20 protein-coding genes are annotated in these 19,492 nt (G+C 59.2%); 5 read left to right on the forward strand and 15 right to left on the reverse strand.

The window, feature by feature from the left end:
- Positions 1-40: 40 nt before the first annotated feature.
- Complete coding sequence (dnaG, locus tag MHX65_RS03160) at positions 41-1,960, reverse strand: DNA primase (RefSeq protein WP_239268593.1); 1,920 nt, start codon at positions 1,958-1,960, stop codon at positions 41-43.
- A gap of 225 nt (positions 1,961-2,185) precedes the next feature.
- Here dnaG and MHX65_RS03165 point away from each other — a divergent pair, with 225 nt between their 5' ends.
- Complete coding sequence (locus MHX65_RS03165) at positions 2,186-2,608, forward strand: ribonuclease domain-containing protein (protein WP_239268595.1); 423 nt, start codon at positions 2,186-2,188, stop codon at positions 2,606-2,608.
- 2 nt (positions 2,609-2,610) lie between these two features.
- Positions 2,611-2,844 (forward strand): hypothetical protein, encoded by a 234-nt coding sequence (locus MHX65_RS03170; RefSeq protein ID WP_005284161.1) that lies wholly within the window; start codon positions 2,611-2,613, stop codon positions 2,842-2,844.
- Between the two features lie 173 nt (positions 2,845-3,017).
- On the opposite strand, the gene MHX65_RS03175 is transcribed toward MHX65_RS03170, so the two are convergent.
- Entirely contained in the window at positions 3,018-4,310 is a 1,293-nt protein-coding gene (locus tag MHX65_RS03175; protein ID WP_239268597.1) for a deoxyguanosinetriphosphate triphosphohydrolase, read from the reverse strand.
- 11 nt (positions 4,311-4,321) lie between these two features.
- Positions 4,322-4,909, reverse strand: coding sequence for a YdcF family protein (locus tag MHX65_RS03180; RefSeq protein WP_239268599.1), 588 nt, complete (start codon positions 4,907-4,909; stop codon positions 4,322-4,324).
- 71 nt (positions 4,910-4,980) lie between these two features.
- Between MHX65_RS03180 and MHX65_RS03185 the strand changes: the two genes are divergently transcribed.
- On the forward strand, positions 4,981-6,999 hold the full coding sequence (locus MHX65_RS03185; protein WP_239268601.1) for a TPM domain-containing protein: 2,019 nt from the start codon (positions 4,981-4,983) through the stop codon (positions 6,997-6,999).
- 47 nt (positions 7,000-7,046) lie between these two features.
- Here MHX65_RS03185 and MHX65_RS03190 read toward each other — a convergent pair whose 3' ends face one another.
- From MHX65_RS03190 to MHX65_RS03200, 3 genes are read right to left on the reverse strand one after another with little or no spacing between them, the layout of a single operon-like run.
- A complete protein-coding gene (locus tag MHX65_RS03190) occupies positions 7,047-7,562 on the reverse strand; it encodes a hypothetical protein (RefSeq protein ID WP_239268603.1) in 516 nt (171 codons plus the stop codon).
- An 11-nt stretch (positions 7,563-7,573) separates the two neighbouring features.
- Positions 7,574-8,083 (reverse strand): hypothetical protein, encoded by a 510-nt coding sequence (locus MHX65_RS03195; RefSeq protein ID WP_239268605.1) that lies wholly within the window; start codon positions 8,081-8,083, stop codon positions 7,574-7,576.
- 4 nt (positions 8,084-8,087) lie between these two features.
- On the reverse strand, positions 8,088-9,467 hold the full coding sequence (locus tag MHX65_RS03200) for a glycine--tRNA ligase (RefSeq protein WP_239268607.1): 1,380 nt from the start codon (positions 9,465-9,467) through the stop codon (positions 8,088-8,090).
- A 189-nt stretch (positions 9,468-9,656) separates the two neighbouring features.
- On the opposite strand from MHX65_RS03200, the gene MHX65_RS03205 reads away from it, so the two are divergent.
- Entirely contained in the window at positions 9,657-9,947 is a 291-nt protein-coding gene (locus tag MHX65_RS03205) for an ArsR/SmtB family transcription factor (protein ID WP_005278104.1), read from the forward strand.
- Between the two features lie 68 nt (positions 9,948-10,015).
- On the forward strand, positions 10,016-10,435 hold the full coding sequence (locus tag MHX65_RS03210) for a Fur family transcriptional regulator (RefSeq protein ID WP_370657781.1): 420 nt from the start codon (positions 10,016-10,018) through the stop codon (positions 10,433-10,435).
- Positions 10,436-10,466: 31 nt separating this feature from the next.
- On the opposite strand, the gene MHX65_RS03215 is transcribed toward MHX65_RS03210, so the two are convergent.
- From MHX65_RS03215 to dnaJ, 9 genes are all read right to left on the reverse strand, one after another.
- Positions 10,467-11,219, reverse strand: coding sequence for an isoprenyl transferase (locus tag MHX65_RS03215; RefSeq protein WP_239268611.1), 753 nt, complete (start codon positions 11,217-11,219; stop codon positions 10,467-10,469).
- Between the two features lie 10 nt (positions 11,220-11,229).
- Positions 11,230-11,946, reverse strand: coding sequence for a DNA repair protein RecO (gene recO / locus MHX65_RS03220; RefSeq protein WP_239268613.1), 717 nt, complete (start codon positions 11,944-11,946; stop codon positions 11,230-11,232).
- Positions 11,947-11,952: 6 nt separating this feature from the next.
- Positions 11,953-12,990, reverse strand: coding sequence for a GTPase Era (gene era, locus MHX65_RS03225; RefSeq protein ID WP_023023416.1), 1,038 nt, complete (start codon positions 12,988-12,990; stop codon positions 11,953-11,955).
- Positions 12,991-13,903: 913 nt separating this feature from the next.
- Entirely contained in the window at positions 13,904-14,923 is a 1,020-nt protein-coding gene (locus MHX65_RS03230; RefSeq protein WP_023023423.1) for a formamidase, read from the reverse strand.
- Positions 14,924-15,050: 127 nt separating this feature from the next.
- Entirely contained in the window at positions 15,051-15,899 is an 849-nt protein-coding gene (gene pdxY, locus MHX65_RS03235; RefSeq protein ID WP_239268615.1) for a pyridoxal kinase PdxY, read from the reverse strand.
- Between the two features lie 51 nt (positions 15,900-15,950).
- Positions 15,951-16,571: an rRNA maturation RNase YbeY gene (ybeY, locus tag MHX65_RS03240; RefSeq protein WP_239268616.1), complete on the reverse strand. Its 621-nt coding sequence runs from the start codon at positions 16,569-16,571 to the stop codon at positions 15,951-15,953.
- The gene (locus tag MHX65_RS03245) at positions 16,572-17,549 is read right to left on the reverse strand and encodes a PhoH family protein (RefSeq protein WP_005284200.1); all 978 of its coding nucleotides are present in this window, start codon (positions 17,547-17,549) and stop codon (positions 16,572-16,574) included. It abuts the gene before it with no gap.
- Positions 17,550-17,559: 10 nt separating this feature from the next.
- Positions 17,560-18,303: a 16S rRNA (uracil(1498)-N(3))-methyltransferase gene (locus MHX65_RS03250; protein WP_239268617.1), complete on the reverse strand. Its 744-nt coding sequence runs from the start codon at positions 18,301-18,303 to the stop codon at positions 17,560-17,562.
- Positions 18,303-19,448, reverse strand: coding sequence for a molecular chaperone DnaJ (gene dnaJ, locus MHX65_RS03255; RefSeq protein WP_239268618.1), 1,146 nt, complete (start codon positions 19,446-19,448; stop codon positions 18,303-18,305). Before dnaJ ends, MHX65_RS03250 begins: the two co-directional genes overlap by 1 nt.
- Between the last annotated feature and the right edge of the window lie 44 nt (positions 19,449-19,492).

Genomic DNA, 19,492 nt, shown 5'->3' on the forward strand with positions numbered 1-19,492 from the left:
GCAGCACCTGAACTAGCGCTCGAGTGCCTGCCCGGGGATTTTATATACCTGGCGTACCGCGAAAGGCGCGGTCATTTAACTCGCGGCGGGCCTGCTCCAAGGCAATGAGGTCCGCGAACAGGGAGTTATAGCCGGCCTCATCATCGGTAGGCCGCATCCGGCCCAACTGGGCTTTCAGCTGTGCAATCTGATCGCCCACGACGGTTTCCTGCAGCCGCGAGAGTACGGAATCCGCATATTTTTCTGCGCCTACGTCCGTGGGCAGGATGGCCTCGACTGCCAGCTCGGAGACGAAATTCCTTCCCGTCAGATCCTGCATTTCCCCAGCAACGGCGGCAATCCAATCCACCCCGGACATAGTGGCGCCCTTGTCTGCCCCGCCCACTGCGGAAATCGCCTGCCGGACAATGCGGTAGGCGTCGTTGGTGTAGGCATCGGCAGTAATGCCATCAAAGTACGAGCCAACTACCTCCGGCATCTGCAAGGCCAACTTTAGCGCCTCCCGCTGCGGCCACAGATGGGTCTCCTTCGGGCTGGGCGGATGGATCATGGGCACATCCTGCTGCGCCGGCTGCGGCTGTGCATTATCAAAGCGGCGTATCGTCGGCTTATCCGCCTTCTTCGGTTTCTTCGCCTCCGCGCGCACTTGGCGGAGCACCTCTTCCGGATCGTTCCAGCCCACCCAGCCGGCAAGCCGGCGGGCGTACTCGCGCTGCAGGGGCTGGTCCCGGATTTGCGCGACGATGGGCACCGCCCGCCGCAAAGCCTGCAAGCGGCCTTCGGCAGTATCAATCCGGAAATCAGCAATAACCGACTGAATGACGAATTCAAACATGGGGATGCGGTCTGCCACCAGATCGCGCACCGCGGCATCGCCCTTTTCAAGGCGCAGATCGCACGGGTCCATGCCGTCTGGCGCCACAGAGACGAAGGATTGTCCGGTAAATTTCTGCTCCCCGTCAAAGGCACGCATCGCGGCCTTCTGTCCCGCCTCATCACCATCGAAGGTGTAGATGAGCTCGCCGTGGAAATAGGAATCATCCAGCATGAGCCGGCGCAGCACCTGCAGGTGCTCCCCACCAAAGGCCGTACCGCATGAGGCCACGGCAGTCTTAATGCCTGCCGCGTACATGGCCATCACATCCGTATAGCCTTCCACCACCACAGCTTGGTGTCCTTCTGCGATATTGCGCTTGGCCAAATCCAGCCCAAAGAGCACCTTGGACTTGTGATAAAGCATGGTCTCGGACGTATTCATGTACTTGCCCAGCTTGTCATCATCAAAGAGCTTGCGCGCGCCAAAGCCAATGACGTTGCCGGAAAGATCCTTAATGGGCCACAGCAACCGGCGGTGAAAACGGTCAATGGGACCGCGCTTGCCCATCTTGGAAATGCCGGCCGCCTCTAGCTCTTCAAAGGAAAACCCCATGCGCAACAGGTGCTTTGTGGCGGTGTCCCAACCTTCTGGGGCGTATCCGCACTCGAAATCATAAATAACCTCGCGGCTAAACCCGCGGTCCAGCAAAAAATTGCGCGCCGTTGCCGCCTCCGGGGTTTCCAGCTGCTTCCGGTAGAACTCGTGCACCGCCTTATTCGCAGCGATTAGCCGCTGCCGAGTACCCGGCTTCTCATTGCGGGCACCGGTCGAGCCGCCCTGGTAATTAATGTGGTAGCCGATCTTCTGCGCTACGGCTTCCACGGCCTCCGGAAAAGAGACCTGTTCCATTTCCATTAGGAAGCTGAATACATCGCCGCCTTTTCCGGTGGAAAAACAGTGATAATAACCGCGCTGCGGGCGGACGTGGAAGGACGGTGTCTTTTCATCCTTGAAAGGGCTCAAGCCCTTCAAAGAATCATGCCCTGCTGGTTTGAGCTGCACATATTCGCCTACAATTTCTTCTAAAGGCGCGCGTTCACGGATAGCTTGGATATCACTGTCCGGAATTCTGCCCTTTGCCATGGCTACAGACTACCCCGCCCATTTATCGGATGCTTAACTGCCAAAGCCAGGATGGTCGCATTGGGCGGTGCCACTCAACAAGTACACAGAATCACCGTGTTTTACCCACATGTGTGGCGGCCTCTCCCCGGGTATTCCCACCCCCGTGACGGGGCAATTTTGAATATTGGCCTTGACACGGTGGACGTTTATGTTTTCGAGATATTTCCTGCAACAATAGGGAGCATGTCCAAGTCCAAAGCGTCTAAGAAATCGCTTCCAGTGGCCCTTGGTGGACTCGCCATCGTCGCAGGTGCTAGCTACTTCGGCTTCGACCTCGGCGGTGATGAGGATGCAACGTCGACGGATGAGACCTGCGCTATTTCTTCCCTTCCCAGCGAGGCCGAAGAAACCGCAGGCGATATTCTCGCCGGTGGCCCCTATGACTACCCCGACAATGACAATTCCCATTTTGGCAATTATGAAGGCGTCCTCCCCAAGCAGGCGCAGGACTACTACCGCGAGTACACGGTAGAAACCCCTGGCAGTAACCATCGCGGTTCGAGGCGCATCGTCACCGGCGGCGGCACCGAAACCGACCCCGATGTGTGGTACTACACCGACGACCATTACCAAACATTCTGTTCTATCCCGGACGCAGAGGACTAATAGTGCACCGCATTTTAATTACGGAACCCATCCGTACCCGTACGGATTTCTTCAATGCCTTAGGACGCACCCATGGTTGCGTGGATTGTGGCCCGCGCAGCCTAGAGGATCTAGCTAAATTCCTACGCGAGAATGAGGTCTCCACCATCGTCGCAGCCAACATGGAAATGGAATTGGATGACTTCGCGGCCATCGCGGCCATCGCCCAGGATGAAGGCGTTAGGCTCGCACGCTAATAGCTACTCTGCAGATGCTGACATTCCGCGATGCTATAGGTCCACTGCAATAACTGAGCATTGCGCGCCCTCAGATATCACTTTTCCGCCTCAAAAATAGCAGCAGAGGTTGCACTTTTCGCGAACACCAGCGCCGAAGTTCCTCCGAAGGAGCCCCACGGCCTGCATAGCTACTAGTCCAAGAACCCCGAAAGGTCAGCGCTTCGGCGGGCAAGCCGCTCGAGGCGGGATTCGGTCATGGAAGCGATCTGATCAATGATGGCGCGGTCGCGAGCGGCGTCGGTATCGGCCTGCTCCCACCACAGGCGGAAAGTGGCATCGAGCGAACCGGGCGCACCGGCAACGAGGTAGTCGTAGACGCGGTAGATGCGTTCGCGCTGGCGGTCTTGGCGCGCTAGGTGCGCTGGTTCATCCATTACATAAAGCACAGCAATCGTCTTGAGGAGCTTGACCTCTGCCTGCGCCAAGGGCGGAACGTGCAGGTCACCGTGCATGCGGCCGAGCGTATTGGCACTGATAAGTTCGGCATTCGCCTCCGAGGTGGCACCGATGGTGGCGCCCACATAGCGTCCCACCAGCTCAGAGGTCATCTTTTTCAGCTTGGCATAATCGCGCAGGGTGTAGTCGAAATTCCCAAGAGCGTTGATGACATCGAGGTTGCGCAGGCTATCGGCGGCTTCCAAGAGCTCATCGGCAGTTCCGCCAAAGGCCTCGGCGCCCTTTTCTGCAAGGTGGGCTAGCTCCACCAAATCCCACAGCACGTTCAAGGAAATGCGCTGGGAGATGATGCCGTCTTCCACATCGTGCACGGAATAGGCAATATCATCGGACCAGTCCATGACCTGGGCTTCGATGCACTTTCGCTTATCGCTATGGCCTTCGCGCAGCCACGCTAAAAGGTCAGCGTCCTCATCATAAGCGCCGTATTTGCGGTTGATGGTGCCATCCGGATTGGTCTTGGTCCAGGGATATTTGCACGCACCATCGAGCGCGGCCCGGGTGAGGTTGAGGCCAAAGCTGTAGGCGGTGCCATCGGCGTCCTCGACTAAGACCTTGGGTTCGAGCCGCGTGAGGATGCGCAGGGTTTGCGCATTTCCCTCGAAACCGCCCTGCGCGACCTCATTAAGGGCATTTTCGCCGTTGTGGCCATAGGGCGGGTGGCCGATATCGTGGGTGAGCCCGGCCATGTCACAGAGATCCGGATCGAGTCCGAGGCCTGCGCCGATGCCGCGGGCGATCTGGCCGACCTCGAGCGAGTGGGTAAGCCGGGTGCGCGGGGTATCGCCATCGCGTGGGCCTACGACCTGAGTTTTATCCGCCAATCGCCGCAGAGCAGCCGAGTGCAAAACGCGGGCGCGGTCGCGGGAGAATACCCCGCGGTGTTCTTCAATATCGCTAATCGTGGATCCCTTGGGCCGTTCTTCGGCCAGCCGGGCAAAATCAGCTGCAGCATAAGAGTAAGACACGGCGTTTTAGTCTATTCCCCCTGCGTGCGGTCTGCGTCTTTATTTTGCATCGTTTCGTGCCGCAGCTTCTGATTCGGCCGCAGCATCAGCTCGATGCGGTACAGGCGCCTTTTCCAGGCACGCGCGCACTGGGGAGAAACACTGCTGGCGAGCCCAATATAAAACAGCCCGCCGCATTCGTGTGCGAGGTAGCGCCACCAAGGCTTGGACAAGCGCCGAGCGGGATAATAGGGTGTGCCAGAAACTTGAGCGTTGAGCCCTTCCTGCTTGGCGATGACCCACGTGCGCAACCTGTGCAAGGGATCGGTGACGATGATGGCATCGGCAATGCCGTGGGCATCGATAACTGCTGCTAAGGACTCGCGCGTATCGAGTCCTTCCTCCACGGCGGATACCTGCAGCCCAGGGAAGTTCTCGCGCAGGTAATCGCGCGCGACCCCGGCCTCGGTAAATCGATCCCCGGGCAGCTGGCCGCCGACGGTTATAACGGGCAGGCCGCGGGAGGTGGCCAGCTCCCCGGCATGGCGCAGACGCCCGGTTAGGATGCGGGAGGGGCGGCCATCGTATTGCGCGGTGCCTAAAACAACGACATATTTCACAATACTTCCCACCCTACTTCCTGCGAAGGAGGTTCTCCGGATTGGGCGTTCGGGCAGGTAGAGTTGTGGGCATGAATCTTAGTGCACGAATCGGCCGCGCTACCATCGCGGCATTTTTGCTCGGCTGCACCTCCATTGGCGCAGGCCAGGCCTTAGCCGCGGAGACCACTACCATCGCCCAAGCACCGGATACGGCGGCGGTGACGGATAGGGTAAATGATGAGGCAGGGGTCTTAAACACCGAGGAAATTAGGGAGATCAATGAGAAGATTACCCAGCTACAAAAAGACCAGTCGCTCATCATCTTCGTTGTCTTCGCAAACGATCTAGGCACTGATCCGGAGAGCTATGCGCGCAACATCGTCAACGAGAAGGGCCCGAATTCCGCGGCCTATGTCGTTGGTGTGAACGAGCGCCAGGTGGGCGTGCAGACCGGCGATCAATGGCCCGAAGGCCGCCTGGATCAGATGTACGATGCCGCCTATAGCAAGCTCTCCGCCGAGGAATACGGCGCTTCTGCGATCGCACTCGCCGATGCCGCCCTTGGTAACTCCAGCTCCTCCGATTCTTCTGGCATGGCCTGGCTGGGCGGTGGCGCCGCCGCCATCGTCGCTGCAGGCGGTGGCATTTGGTACTACTCGCGCCGCAGCACGAAGAAGAATCAGGCTAAGACATTAGAGTCCGCCCGCGAAATTGCGCCAGAAGATACCGATCAATTAAACCGGCTACCGCTAGATACCTTGGATAAATTGGCCCAGGAAGAGTTGGTCTCCACGGATGAATCCATCCGCCGCGGCAAGGAAGAGCTCAATATCGCCCTGTCTGAATTCGGGCCCGAGCGCACCCGCCCGTTTACCAAGGCGATGAATCATTCCACCTCTACCCTGCAAAAGGCCTTCAAGATTCGCCAGCGCCTCGATGATGCAGTTCCGGAGTCCCAGGCCGAGCGCCGGCAAATGTTGGTAGAAATCGTCTCTACCTGCGGCCAAGCCGATGACGCCCTAGATAGCCAGGCAGAAGAGTTTGCCCGGATGCGAGACCTGCTGCTGCAAAGCGACTCTAAGTTAGACGAGCTCACCCAGCGCACCGTCGGGCTGCGCACCCGCCTGCCGGGCGCCGAAGGTACCCTGAAAAAGCTCCAAGAGGACTACTCCGCAGAGGTCCTATCCTCCATTGCGGATAACCCAGAATTGGCGAGCGCCTCCCTCGATGAGGCGGAAAAGCTCCTGGACCAAGCCCGCGAGGTGCAAGGTCAGCCTGCCGGCCAACAGGGTTCGCTCGTGGGGCTTATCCGCGATATCGAGCATGCCACGGAGGTCACCGATAGGCTCCTGACCGGTGTAGAGCACGCCGAGGAGAATATTTCCTCCGCGCGCCGCAATCTGGGCGCGCTCATTACCGAGGTCGAGGGCGAAGCCGAGGAAGCCCGCGAACTGGAGCGCCAAGGCAAATCCCAGGGAACCCAGGCGGATTGGGAGGCCCTCGAGGAGCTGCTTAAGCGCGCCTCTGCCGCGGTCACTGACGCCAAGCAACAGGGCGATACGGATCCCTTGGGCCAGCACACCGCCCTTATGAGCATCGATACCGAGCTTGATGAGGGCCTCGACCGCGTGCGGGAAAAGACCTCCACTCACGCGCGCCAGCTCGAGCTTTTCCACCAGCAAATGTCGGTGGCGGAATCCAATATTCAGGCCGCCGAGGATCTCATTTCCTCGCGCGGGCGCATCGTTGGTTCCGGCGCCCGCACCGCGCTTGCCGATGCCAAGCGTCTCCACGCCCAAGCCCTGCACACCCAGCGCAGCGATATCCGCGGCGCTCTGCAATCCTCCCGCGAAGCCGTTGCCGCAGCGCAAGCCGCCTTGCAACGGGCCAAGGATGATTCCGATGAGTACCGCCGCCAGCAACAACGCCAGCAGACGAGTTCTGCGGCCGGCAATATCATCACCGGTATGGTCTTAGGCCAAATCTTGGGCGGCGGTGGCCGCGGCTTCGGCGGTGGTTTCAGCGGAGGCGGCGGCAGCTTCGGTGGCGGCGGAGGAGGATTCTCCGGCGGCGGTGGCGGAGGCGGTTTCCGCGGCGGCTCCTTCTAAGCGGGGCTCCCCTTAACCGCGGCGCAGAAGGCCTGCTTTGTTGGCGCTTAGCCGCGCACGATGCGCGGTGTGGCATCGACAAGCAGGCAGCTATAGCTCAGCACCACCGCATCCACGTCCGGAAGGCCATTGTTATCAGAGGCCGCGACTTCCAGGCCATTGCCCCGCGGGGTAAGGCGCGCAACTTCGGTGCCCTCCGCGCTACCATCTTCGGCAAGGGCCACGATGCGGCGCTGCTTGCCAAAGATGGCGGAGCGCTCCAAAAGGTAGTGGGCATCTCCGCAGGTCGCGCGCAGGCGCGTGACGGTCAATCCCGCCTGCGAGACTTCACTATGCTTCACGGCACCGGAATCCGCGCCGCGGCTGGCACGCGGCCGGGCCCGCAGGAAAAAACGCGGGGAGGCGGTTGCACCGTCCAAAGACGTCTCCACGTCAAAAAGCATATCGGGGCGTGCGGGATCCCCGGAAAGCGCGCCGGCAATGGTCAGTACTCCATCTCGCACCCAGGCGATGTCGGTTCCGCGTACGTCGCGCAGGGTATTTCCGTTCCACTGCCACGGCATCGTTCCCGCCATTAGAAGATGAGCACCGCCAGCAGGGCAACGATGGAGGCCAACACCAGCGTGATGATCCATACCAACGCGGAATTTTTGGTGTTCTTTTCCAAAATTGCGCGGGTGAACCAGCTCAGGCCGGCGATCTCGGCGGTGCTTAGACCCTCCGCATCGTCTTCGAATTCCAAGATGGCCTTGCGCACACCAGAATTCTTGGCGGAAAACTGTGCCACCTTGTTGTCATCGACGTCATCAATGATCCAATCGCCGCTATTTTCATTGACGTAATGAAAGGTGCGGCCATTGAGCGAGGCCTCCAGCCGCTTATCGCGGCCGAGGCGGCCGGCGAGGCGGTAGACGGAGCCATCATCAAGCGTGACCGAAGCGCCCAGATCGCTGACCTCAACGCGCCAAAAATTGCCGTCCACCTCGGCGGAATGCTCCGCAAAGACGCCTAGGCGCTCCGGCCCTTCCTCAGCGAGGAGGACGGGCTTTTCGCGGTCGGAGCGATCCCAGCTGGTGTAGTGCATCTGCTTAGCATCCAATCAGGCGCGCGGAGAGGTAGGACTCAAGATCCTCAATCTTTACGCGCTCTTGCTCCATGGTGTCGCGCTCGCGCACGGTCACGGCGTTATCCTCGAGCGAATCGAAGTCGAAGGTGACGCAGAATGGCGTACCGACCTCGTCTTGGCGGCGGTAGCGGCGGCCGATGGCGCCGGAGACGTCAAAGTCCACGTTCCAGTAGGCGCGCAGCTTATCCGCGAGCTCGCGGGCCGGGGTGGACAGCTCCTCCTTCTTGGACAACGGCAGGACGGCGACCTTGATGGGCGCCAAGCGGCGGTCCAAGCGCAGAACCACGCGCTTGTCGGTGCCGCCCTTAGCGTTCGGCGCCTCTTCCTCGTCGTAGGCATCTACCAGGAACGCCATCATGGAACGGCCCAGGCCGGCGGCCGGCTCGATGACGTACGGAATCCAGCGCTCGTCATTGGCCTGGTCATAGTAGGACAGGTCCTCGCCAGAGCCCTTATCGTGGACGGACAGGTCATAGTCGGTGCGGTTGGCCACACCTTCCAGCTCGCCCCACTTGGAGCCCTTGAAGCCGAAGGCGTACTCCACATCCACGGTGCGCTTGGAGTAGTGCGAGAGCTTTTCCTTGGGGTGCTCGTACAGGCGCAGGTTTTCTTCCTTGATGCCCAGGTCGGTGTACCACTTGTAGCGGTCATCGATCCAGTACTGGTGCCATTCTTCGTCCTCGCCCGGCTTGACGAAGAACTCCATCTCCATCTGCTCGAACTCGCGGGTGCGGAAGATGAAGTTACCAGGGGTGATCTCGTTGCGGAAGGACTTACCAATATTGGCAATGCCGAATGGCGGCTTCATGCGCGAGGAGGTCATCACGTTCTTGAAGTTGATGAAAATGCCCTGTGCGGTCTCCGGGCGCAAGTAGTGCAGGCCCTGCTCGTCATCGACTGGCCCCAGGAAGGTCTTCAGCAGGCCAGAAAAGGCCTTCGGCTCGGTCCAGTCACCCGGCTGGCCGGTTTCCGGATCGTTGATATCCGCTAGGCCGTTTTCTGGCTCGTGGCCGTGCTTTTCCTCGTAGGCCTCGATCAAGTGGTCGGCGCGGTAGCGCTTACCAGTGTGGCGGGATTCCACCAGGGGATCAGTAAAGACCTCCACGTGGCCGGAGGAGACCCACACCTGGCGCGGCTGGATGACGGAGGTATCCACACCCACGACGTCGGGGCGAGATTGGACCATGTGGCGCCACCACTGGCGCTTGATGTTTTCCTTCAACTCCACACCGAGAGGACCATAGTCCCATGCGGAGCGGGAACCGCCGTAAATCTCACCCGCCTGGTAGACCAAGCCGCGGCGTTTACACAGATTAACAACGGTATCGATAAGGGATGCCATGGTTGTAAAGGACTCCTCTGGTAGGGGACAGTCGTGACAATCTCATTCAGTTTAACCCTTTTCGCCCATCCGTAGTGCGATCAGGGGGGTGCAAATTTAAATCGGTTAATGTACAGGTAATGACCAACTTGAGGTAATATAGTAGTGGTCGACAGATAATAGATACCGTATTGAAGGTGCCCACTCCCTATGACGACCGTTCAATTAGCATTTAATAACTCTGCGGCCGCAAGCGTTATCGCGGCCCTCGATTCCCCGCTGCGCATTTCCATTATTACCCGCCTAGCGGAGCGCGACCATTACGTACACGAGCTGGTAAAAGCCACTGGCAAGTCTCAGCCACTGATTAGCCAGCACCTGCGAGTACTTAAGCAGGCAGGGATTGTCAGCTCTGAACGCAATGGGCGCGAGGTGACCTACTCTCTGGTCGCACCGGAGGTTTTAACCCTTTTGGAAGACGCGGCGAAAATCGCCTCTTAATAACAGGTCTGCATATAAAGACGATTTATTATAGCGCTTGTTGAAAAAGAGTTGATAATATGAATGTCATGTCCATTCATGAGAGTATCCCCAAGCTCGGCTCGCGCAATACTAAACAGCGCACCGCGGTTGTTGAGGTCCTGCGGGACATCGACAAGTTCGCCTCCGCCAAGGAAATTTATCACCAGCTCCAAGAGCGGCAAGAAAAGGTCGGCCTCACCACCGTCTACCGCACCCTACAGTCTCTGTCCGATATTGATGCCGTAGATGCGCTACACATGCCCAATGGCGAGACCCTGTACCGCCATTGCGAAACCGACGCGCACCACCACCACTTGGTATGCACCAAATGCGGCCGCACCGAAGAAATCGATGGTGGCCCCATTGAAAAGTGGGCTTCGGCCGTAGCTACCGAGTACAACTTCGAGCTTACCGGCCACGACGCGGAGATCTTCGGCGTGTGCTCGCAGTGCGCCGCCGCACAATAATCACGCGCGCTGTTTTTAATCCCCTATTTCCCTACTTCACGGCACCGAAGCGGCGATCGCGGCGGGCATATTCCTCAATAGCGGCAAAGAGATCCTCTGGGGTGAAATCAGGAAATAGCTTGTCCTGATAAATCATCTCAGCGTAGGCAGACTGCCACAATAGGAAGTTCGAAGTGCGCTTCTCACCGGAAGGCCGCAAGAATAGGTCCACGTCCGGCATACCGGGATCATAAAGATGCTCTGCGACGGTGCTTTCTTTAATATCGCGCGGGCGAATCTCACCAGCGGCGACCTTTTCCGCAATCTGGCGCACGCCATCGACCATTTCCGCCCGGCCGCCGTAATTCACGCACATGGCCAGCGTCATTTTCGTATTATTTTTGGTCAATTCTTCGGCGGTCTCGAGCTCTTTAATTACCGAACGCCACAGGCGCGGGCGTCGGCCCACCCACACCACGCGTACGCCACGCTCATTGAGCCACTCTCGCTGCCGACGCAGCACATCGCGGTTAAAGCCCATCAAAAAGCGCACCTCTTCCGGGCTGCGCCGCCAATTTTCAGTAGAAAACGCATAGGCCGAAAGGTACGGGACACCGGCGGCGAGGCAGGCATCGACGACATCGAGAAGCACCGCCTCTCCCCTGCGGTGGCCTTCCGTGCGTTTCATGCCCTTTTCCTGGGCCCAGCGGCCATTGCCGTCCATCACCAACGCAATATGGCGCGGCAGCAGCTCTTCCGGGATAGTCGGCGGGGTCAGGCGGCGAGAAGGATCTGGGGTAATCACGGACTACAGTTTACTGTTCCATCACCTGTAATGCGGACACATTTCGCTCCATGTGCCACTGCAGGTGCGCCCGCGCTAGCCGATGCCCCTCCTGCCGCTGCGCATTCGTCGGGTCCGTCGGGTAGCCGTGTGCCAAAAGCCACAAGTGGTGCAGGGTTTCCGGATCCACCTCCGCAGCACCTGGCGGCCGGCATTCGTGGCAAGCGGCGCCGCCGACGGCCGGGTGAAAGGCGTGGTGCGGGCCGGGGCGCTGGCACTGGGCGCAATCAAAGAGGCTCGGCGCCCATCCGGCATGCGCCATGGCCTGCAATAAGAACGCATCAAGCGTTTGTGTCGGCTCATCGGTTTGCAATTGCTCGAGCGCAGCTACGCCTGCGTTGTAGAGGTACGGGTCGCCGTCGCCATCCGCGTAGATGAGCCGCTCCGCCGATTCCAAGACCGCGCAGGCGGCCGTATAGCGCTCGTAGTCTTCAATGAGGCGCGCGCCAAAATAATTTACCGTATCTGCCTGGGAAATCGTGGCCAGGTTCTTTCCCACATACAGCTGAACATCCAAATTGACGAAGAGCTGCAGCCGCGATCCAAAGCGGGATTTTGCCCGGCGCACGCCCTTGGCCACCGCACGCACCAACCCATGGTTTTGGGTGAGCAGTACGATGACGCAGTCGGCTTCCCCAAAATCATAGGAGCGAATGACCACGGCGCGGTCGCGATAATTTTCGCGCATGGCCTTTTAGAACCCGAGCCTGCCCAGCGACTTGGCATCAGATTGCCAGTTCTTCAGCACCTTGATGCGCAGATCCAGGTACACGTTCTGGCCCAGTAGCTCCATGATTTCCTTGCGGGCATTGCCCACGATGCGGCGGAAACGCAGGCCATCTTTACCCTCGATGATCCGCTTTTGCCCTTGACGCTCCAAGTACATGATGGCGTGAATATCCAGCACTCCCTCACGCGTGCGCGAAGGCAGCATTTCATCAATCTGCACCGCAACCGAGTGTGGTAGCTCTGCCTTCAGGCCAGAGAGCGCAGCCTCACGGATGAGTTCTTCGATGCGCTTTTCTTGCCCCTCATCCGTGATGTGATCATCCGGGTAGAACTTCGGGCCCTCCGGCAAGTGCTCCACGATGACCTGCACCAAGTCATCCAGTTGCACGCCCTTTTTACTAGAAACCGGAATCACCACGGCCTCCGGATCTTCTTGCGCCAAGAGCTCGTGCAAGGCCAAAAGCTGCGCGCCCACCTGGTCCTTAGAGGCTTTATCCAGCTTGGTCACGATGCCGATGATGGGGGTCTTCGGCGCAATCGAGCGCACATTATCCAGGATCCACCGGTCACCCGGACCGATCTTCTCATCAGCAGGAATGGTCAAGCCGATGACATCCACATCCGCATACGTTTCTTTAACCACTTCATTAAGCCGCTCGCCCAACAAGGTGCGGGGGCGGTGCAGACCCGGTGTATCCACCACGACGACCTGTGCGTCCTCGCGGTGAACCAGACCGCGGATGGTGTGGCGGGTCGTTTCCGGCTGGTCCGCGGTAATGGCGATCTTTTGGCCCACCAGCGCGTTGGTCAGCGTGGATTTACCCGTATTCGGGCGGCCCACAAAGGATACGAATCCAGAGCGGAATCCTTCTGGGGTATCCGTGTACTGCGAATAATCTAACGGAGCTGCCTTCTCCCCGGCGGCTTCCGGAGCAGCATCATCGGGGTCATCTGGCAGGCCCTCGAATGCCGCATCAAACTGTGTATCAATGTCAGAACTCATTACCTGCAATGATAACCCACCGCACCAAAATCTCCGATTGTTTCACGCGCTAACAAATCTGCAGGCTAAGCTAAGACCGTTCTCTCCTCCTCGGTGTATTTCTCACCGCTTCCTGAAAGGCACTCCGCCATGCCAACCGAGTTTCCCCTACTGCTCCTGGGCGCTCTTCTCACCATTTCCATTAGTGCCTGTTCATCCCCTGATGCTGGCCCTTCGCCTTCCGAAGAGGAATCCACAAGTACTTCTACTAGTTCATCATCCAGCTCATCTAGTGCGTACTCTTCGAGCAACGTTGCACAATCCACTACTCAAGAGCCCACCTCCGAAACCCCAGCAGAGCCAGAAGCCCAAGTAGCAACTGAGGAGTCAGGCGCACAACCACAAGCGGCAGCCGCTGAGCCAGAGCTGTTGTACTGCGAAATGGGCCTTGGCGCAGTCGGGAGATTTTCTGATGGCTCTTCGCACCAAACTGAACTGTGCAATACCCCTGCACTCCAGCGTTCCGTGCGCGCAGAAGGAGTATGCGGTGGCCTTAATGGATACTTGCTTTATCCAGACGAGTGGCCAGAACTTTGCAACGGCGGCGCTCCATATTCGGGACCGCCGCAGGGTGGAGCCTCGTCAGAATTCTATGACGAAGATTCTCTCGCGGGAACGCCCTTGGAAACACAAGGGGAAGGCCTCTAGAGCGGTGCCTCGAACCTGTATCCCGTCTACCTTTTCGCAGATGCTACAGGTCCACTGCAACAACTGAGCATATTCGCGCCTGAAATGTAGCAAATCGCGCTCAGATATACCCGAGGACCCTGACCTTTTGATTTTCCCTCTAGGCCAACACCAGCCCGAAGGCCCCGCACCCTCAAAATAAACGAGGGTGCGGGGCCTTCAATAGCTAAGAGATTTAGCCGGGTGTCTATTTCTTGAATTCATCCGGAAGCGGGCCAAGCTGCGGTCCGTCCGGGTAGTACTTCCAGCCGTCCTTGATGCGGACATCATCGGACCACGGTAGTTTGTACTCGCCCTTGGCAAGGTCTTCTACCCAGGTGAGGTAGTTTTCGGTCTTTCCGCCTGGGTAGCCAACGTAGCCGCGATTGCCCAGGTTGAAGATGTTGTTTTCGAGGCCCCAGTTGATGCGCGCCTTATCAGCCAGCGCTGGGAATACCTCTGCAGTAACGATTTCGCCCGGGTTGCGGTGGCCCTCAGAAATCATGTGGCCGTCATAGTTGCAGACATTGCCTTCACCGAAGTAGTAGAAGACTTGGTCATAGCCCGCCAAGTTCACCGATGCCGTGTACATGAGGTTCTGGAAGGCGTTGGTCTTGTTGGTCATGATCCACTGGTCTTGGGTTTGGGTGGAATAGCCCGAGATGCGGATGTAGACATTGGCGCCCTTATAGGCGGCTTCGCGGGCGAGCTCAGGGAACATGCCGTCGTGGCAAATATTGACCGCGAGCTTGGACCCCTTCGGGCCATCGCATACCGGCATCCCCAAGTCGCCCGGGTACCACGGCTCGATGGGGGTCCATGGCTGCAGCTTGCGGTAGTGCAGCGCAATCTCGCCATCGGAGTTGATGATAATCGCCGTGTTGAACGGGGGCTTCCCCTCTTCGTGGTTGGGTTCCATGATGGAGAAGACGCCCCAGACGTCGTTATCCTTACAAGCCTGCTTGTACTGGTCCACCTTGGGGTCATCGAGGCCGATGAGGAATTCATCGTAGGACCAAATCTTGGTGTTCAGGCCCGAAGAGGAGTATTCCGGAAAGACGATGAGATCTAGGTCTGGGTAGCCAGCCTTGGTCGAGGCCACCATGCGGCAGATTTCATCGACGTTTGCTTGAACGTCTTCCGGGGAATTGACTACGGGAACTGGGTATTGAATAAGGGCCATCAACAGGCCGTCGGGGGATGCGCTGATACTTCCGGTGCTGGACAAGACGGGACTCCAATCACGTCGTTGATTACGTTACACCTATCACTTTATAGGTATTCAGCAAGTTATGCACCAAAACAGCGGATTACTTGTCTCGGATTGCAGACCACACCACTCCACCAGTGCAGCTTTAGAGCTCCTCCGCCTGGAATTGCATACTCGGGTGGGCGAAGGCGTCCTGAGCTTGAATAAGCTGCAGCTCAGTGGATTCCGCTTCATACGTCGTACGCAGAAGCTCGTAGACGGAAGATGCGGTGCGGCGCAGCGCTTCTTTCACGTCATGGGTTTCAACGTAGTGGCCGGTAAACAGCGCGGCGGTCACGTCGCCGGAACCGTTGCGCTTAAACGGCAACAGCGGGGTCGAGAGCAAGAATGCGCGCTCACCGTCCACGGCGAGCATCTCGATCTGATCCGCAGGGGTTTCCGGGCGCTTGACGGAGGTAACCAGTACCGTCTTCGGCCCCATTTCCTGCGCCTTCTTCACCGCCGCCAAGGTCTGGTCCAAGGTGCTGACCTCGGTATCGGTGAGGTAGCCCAGCTCGAATTGGTTGGGAGTGATGATATCGGCAACGGGTACTACGCGGTCACGTAGCAGCGGCGGGATGTCATCGGAAACGAAGCAGCCCGACTTCGCATTACCCATCACGGGGTCGCAGGCGTAGAGCGCCTTGGGGTTGACGGCCTTGATGCGGCGGACGGTATCCACGATGGCATAGGCAATGTCGGAGCCGCCCTGGTAGCCGGAAAGGATGGCGTCGATGTTTTCAAAAGCACCGCGCTTTTCGATGCCATCGATGATCGACGTGACATCACTGGCTGGAATCATCGGCCCGCCCCAGTCACCGTATCCGGTGTGGTTGGAAAAATTCACCGTATGCACGGGCCACACCTCGTGGCCGGCGCGCTGGAGGGGAAAGACGGCCGCGGAATTTCCCACATGGCCGTAGGTGACATGAGACTGGATGGAAAGGATAGTCATAGCTATCCATTGTGCTACTGACTGTGCACAGAGACAAAGGAAGGGGCGAAATTATTCTCGGGGTTCCTCGTCGCGTGGTTCCCCAATCGCGGGAATGCCGCCGCCCGGTACCTGCTCATCAAGGCGTGCTCGCTCGGCAGCGTCTGGGAAGGCCTTCGGGCCCGAGGGCTTTGGCTGGTAGCTCTTCCCGCGTGCGGCGAGGTCATCGTACCAATCCGCCAGCAGTTCATTCTGCCGGGCAAACATTTCCTTTTCTTCCGCCGCGGTGGCGTGATCGTAGCCCAGCAAGTGCAAGCAGCCGTGCACCGTCAACAGCGCGAGCTCGTGGCCGAGCGAATGCCCGGCGGCATCGGCCTGGCGGAGGGCGAACTCGGGGCATAAGACGATATCGCCAAGCATTGCAGGCCCCGGATCGGCGGCATCGGGGCGCCCGCCACCAGAAGTGGCACCGGGGGTAAGTTCATCCATGGGAAAGCTCATTACATCGGTAGGGCCTTCCAAGTCCATCCAGCGGATGTGCAGATCCTCGATGGACTTCAGGTCCACGCAGGTAATGGTGCATTCCGCATCGGGGTTGATGTCCATTGCGCCGAAGGAATAGGAGGCGACATCGATCAGCATCTCCTCGTTGACGCCATCAAAACCCGACTCATTGAGAAACTCGATACTCACTTATTTCCCCTCGTTTTCCGCAGCCTGCTTATTGTCAAAGGAATCATAGGCATCCACGATGCGGCCCACCAGCTGATGGCGCACCACGTCCTGGGCGCTGAGATCCGCAAAGTGGATATCGTCCACGTTATTGAGAATTCGCCGCACAATACGCAGGCCAGATACCTGCCCGCGTGGCAGATCTACCTGGGAGATATCGCCGGTGACCACAATGGTGGAGCCAAAGCCCAGGCGGGTCAAAAACATCTTCATCTGCGCCGGGGTGGTGTTTTGCGCCTCATCGAGGATGACAAAAGCATCATTGAGCGTGCGCCCGCGCATATACGCCAGCGGGGCAACCTCGATGATGCCGGCATCCATCAGCTTGGGAATCATCTCCGGATCGAGCATGTCCCGCAGCGCATCATAGAGCGGGCGCAGGTACGGGTCGATCTTGTCATTGAGCGTGCCTGGCAAAAAGCCGAGGTTTTCGCCCGCCTCAACCGCCGGACGGGTAAGAATGATGCGCGAGACCTGCTTATTTTGCAGCGCCTGGACGGCCTTCGCCACCGCCAGGTAGGTCTTGCCGGAACCGGCCGGGCCAATGCCAAAGACCACCGTATTATTGTCGATGGCCTGCACGTATTCGGATTGCCCCACGGTCTTAGGGCGGATGGACTTGCCGCGGCGCTTGACGATGTCCGCCGCCATCGCCGCTGCCACCGACTGCGGCGCCTCTACGGCCACCATGTCCATGGTGTGCTTGACCGTATCGGTAGATACGGCATGGCCGCGCCTGGCGATGGCCTCGAGCTCATCGAGGATCTTCGCGGCGCGGGCTACCTCGTAATCGGGACCGGTGACGGTGACAATATTGCCGCGGGCAAAAAGGTCCGCATCGAGGCGGTCATTGAGCACGCGGAGGTTATCGTCCGCGCTGCCCAAAACGCTGCTGACATACGCGGAATCGATCTCACATTTCTTGGTGATGATAGGCACGTCTAATAGGCTACCAGCGCTCAGTCCGCATGCCGATAGCCGCCAAGGCCACCATCGCCGCGCTGGCGGTGCGCAGAACCTCCGGGCCTAATTTGATGGGCACGGCTCCTACCTCGCTCAGCGTTGTCAGCTCTTCTTCCCCGATGCCGCCCTCAGGTCCGACTAAGAGGAAGACCTCGCCGCGCAAGTCCACCTCGCGGATAGAGTCGGTGGCTTCCTCGTGCAGGACTAACACGCTCGCGGATTCTGCGTGCTCTGCCAGCTCCGCAACCAATTGGCGGGTAGTCAGCGGGCCGCGAACCTGCGGGATACGGTCTCGCCGGGATTGCTTTGCGGCCGCTTCGGCCGCGGCCTTCCATTTGACGACGGCCTTCGGCGCCTTCTTCCCGTCCCACTTGGCCACGCAGCGATCCGCCTGCCAGGCGATGATCTCATCCGCCCCGGCCTGTGTAGCCAGGTCAACGGCTAGCTCGGCGCGCTCGGATTTGGGGATCGCCTGCACCACGGTTACCCGCGGATTCGGCTCCGGAAGCTGGGTAACGGACTCGATGGTGCCGGTCAAGTGATCCTTGCCCGAGGTCTCGGTGACGGTGAGGGTGAGGCGGATACCGGTGCCATCGATAAGCGCCAGCTTCTCCCCCTGCTGCATTCGCTTGACCGTCACGGCGTGGCGCGCCTCGGGCCCAGACAGCGTGATGCTGTCTCCGGCCTGGGCGGCGGAGAGATCTGGGTGGATGAAGACTGGCAACGACATTAGCGGCGGAACTTATCGCGCAGGCGGGTAAAGAAGGAGTCTTCCTGCCCGTCGCTGGCGGTGCGCACGCGGGCACCCTCATCGCGGGTATTGCGGATCTTTTCCAGCGCCTCGCGGCTCTTGCGGTCCAGATCCTTGGGCACGACCACGTCCACGTGGGCAAAGAGGCTACCGTAACCGTCGGTGCGCAGGCGTGGCATGCCTGCGCCTTCCACCTTGATGGACTCGCCTGGCTGGGTGCCCGGCTCGATATCGATGGTGAGCTCCTCGCCGTTGAGCTGATCGATGGTGAAGTTGGTGCCCAGCGCAGCATCGATCATCGGCACGTGCACGGTGACGTTCAGGTCATCCGCATTGCGCTGGAAGACCTCATGTTCTTGCGTGTGCACCTCCACGTAGAGGTCACCGGCAGGGCCACCGCCGTGGCCGACCTCGCCCTGGGAGGCCATACGGATGCGCATGCCATCGTTGATACCAGCCGGGATGGAGACCGTAAGGTCGCGGCGCTTTTTCACGCGGCCATCGCCGGCGCACTGGTTGCAGGGATCCTCAATGATTTCGCCAAAGCCCTGGCACTTCGGGCACGGGCGGGTGGTCATCACATTGCCCAAGAAGCTGCGCTGCATCTCCTGAATTTCACCCATGCCGTTGCAGTTATCACAGGTAACGGGCTTGGACTTGGAGTTCGAGCCGGTGCCGCCGCAGGAGTCACACAGCACCGCGGTATCGACGGTGACCTTCTTCTTCAGGCCCGTATAGGCTTCTTCCAGGGTAATCCGGGTGCGCAGGAGGGCATCGTTGCCGGGCTGCACACGCGACTTAGGCCCGCGGGATCCGCCGCCGGCGCCACCGCCGAAGAACTCGGCGAAGATATCGCCCAAGCCACCGCCGCCAAAGCCGCTAAATCCGCCGGCACCGGCGCCTTGCTCCATGGGGTCGCCGCCCATGTCGACGATCTGGCGCTTTTGTGGATCCAGCAAAACTTCTTGGGCAACCGAAGCCTCGCGGAATTTCTCCGCCGCTGCCTCATCATCCGGGTTCACATCCGGGTGATACTTGCGGGCCAGCTTGCGGTACGCCTTCTTAATTTCCTGGTCCGTTGCGTCCTTATCAACACCGAGGATGCCGTAATAGTCACGAGCCACTGTTAGAGATATTCCTTCTCGATCGTTTTGTTGGTATTACCTTG

The sequence above is a fragment of the Corynebacterium sp. ACRPS genome (genome assembly GCF_022346005.1).
GTDB lineage: Bacteria > Actinomycetota > Actinomycetes > Mycobacteriales > Mycobacteriaceae > Corynebacterium.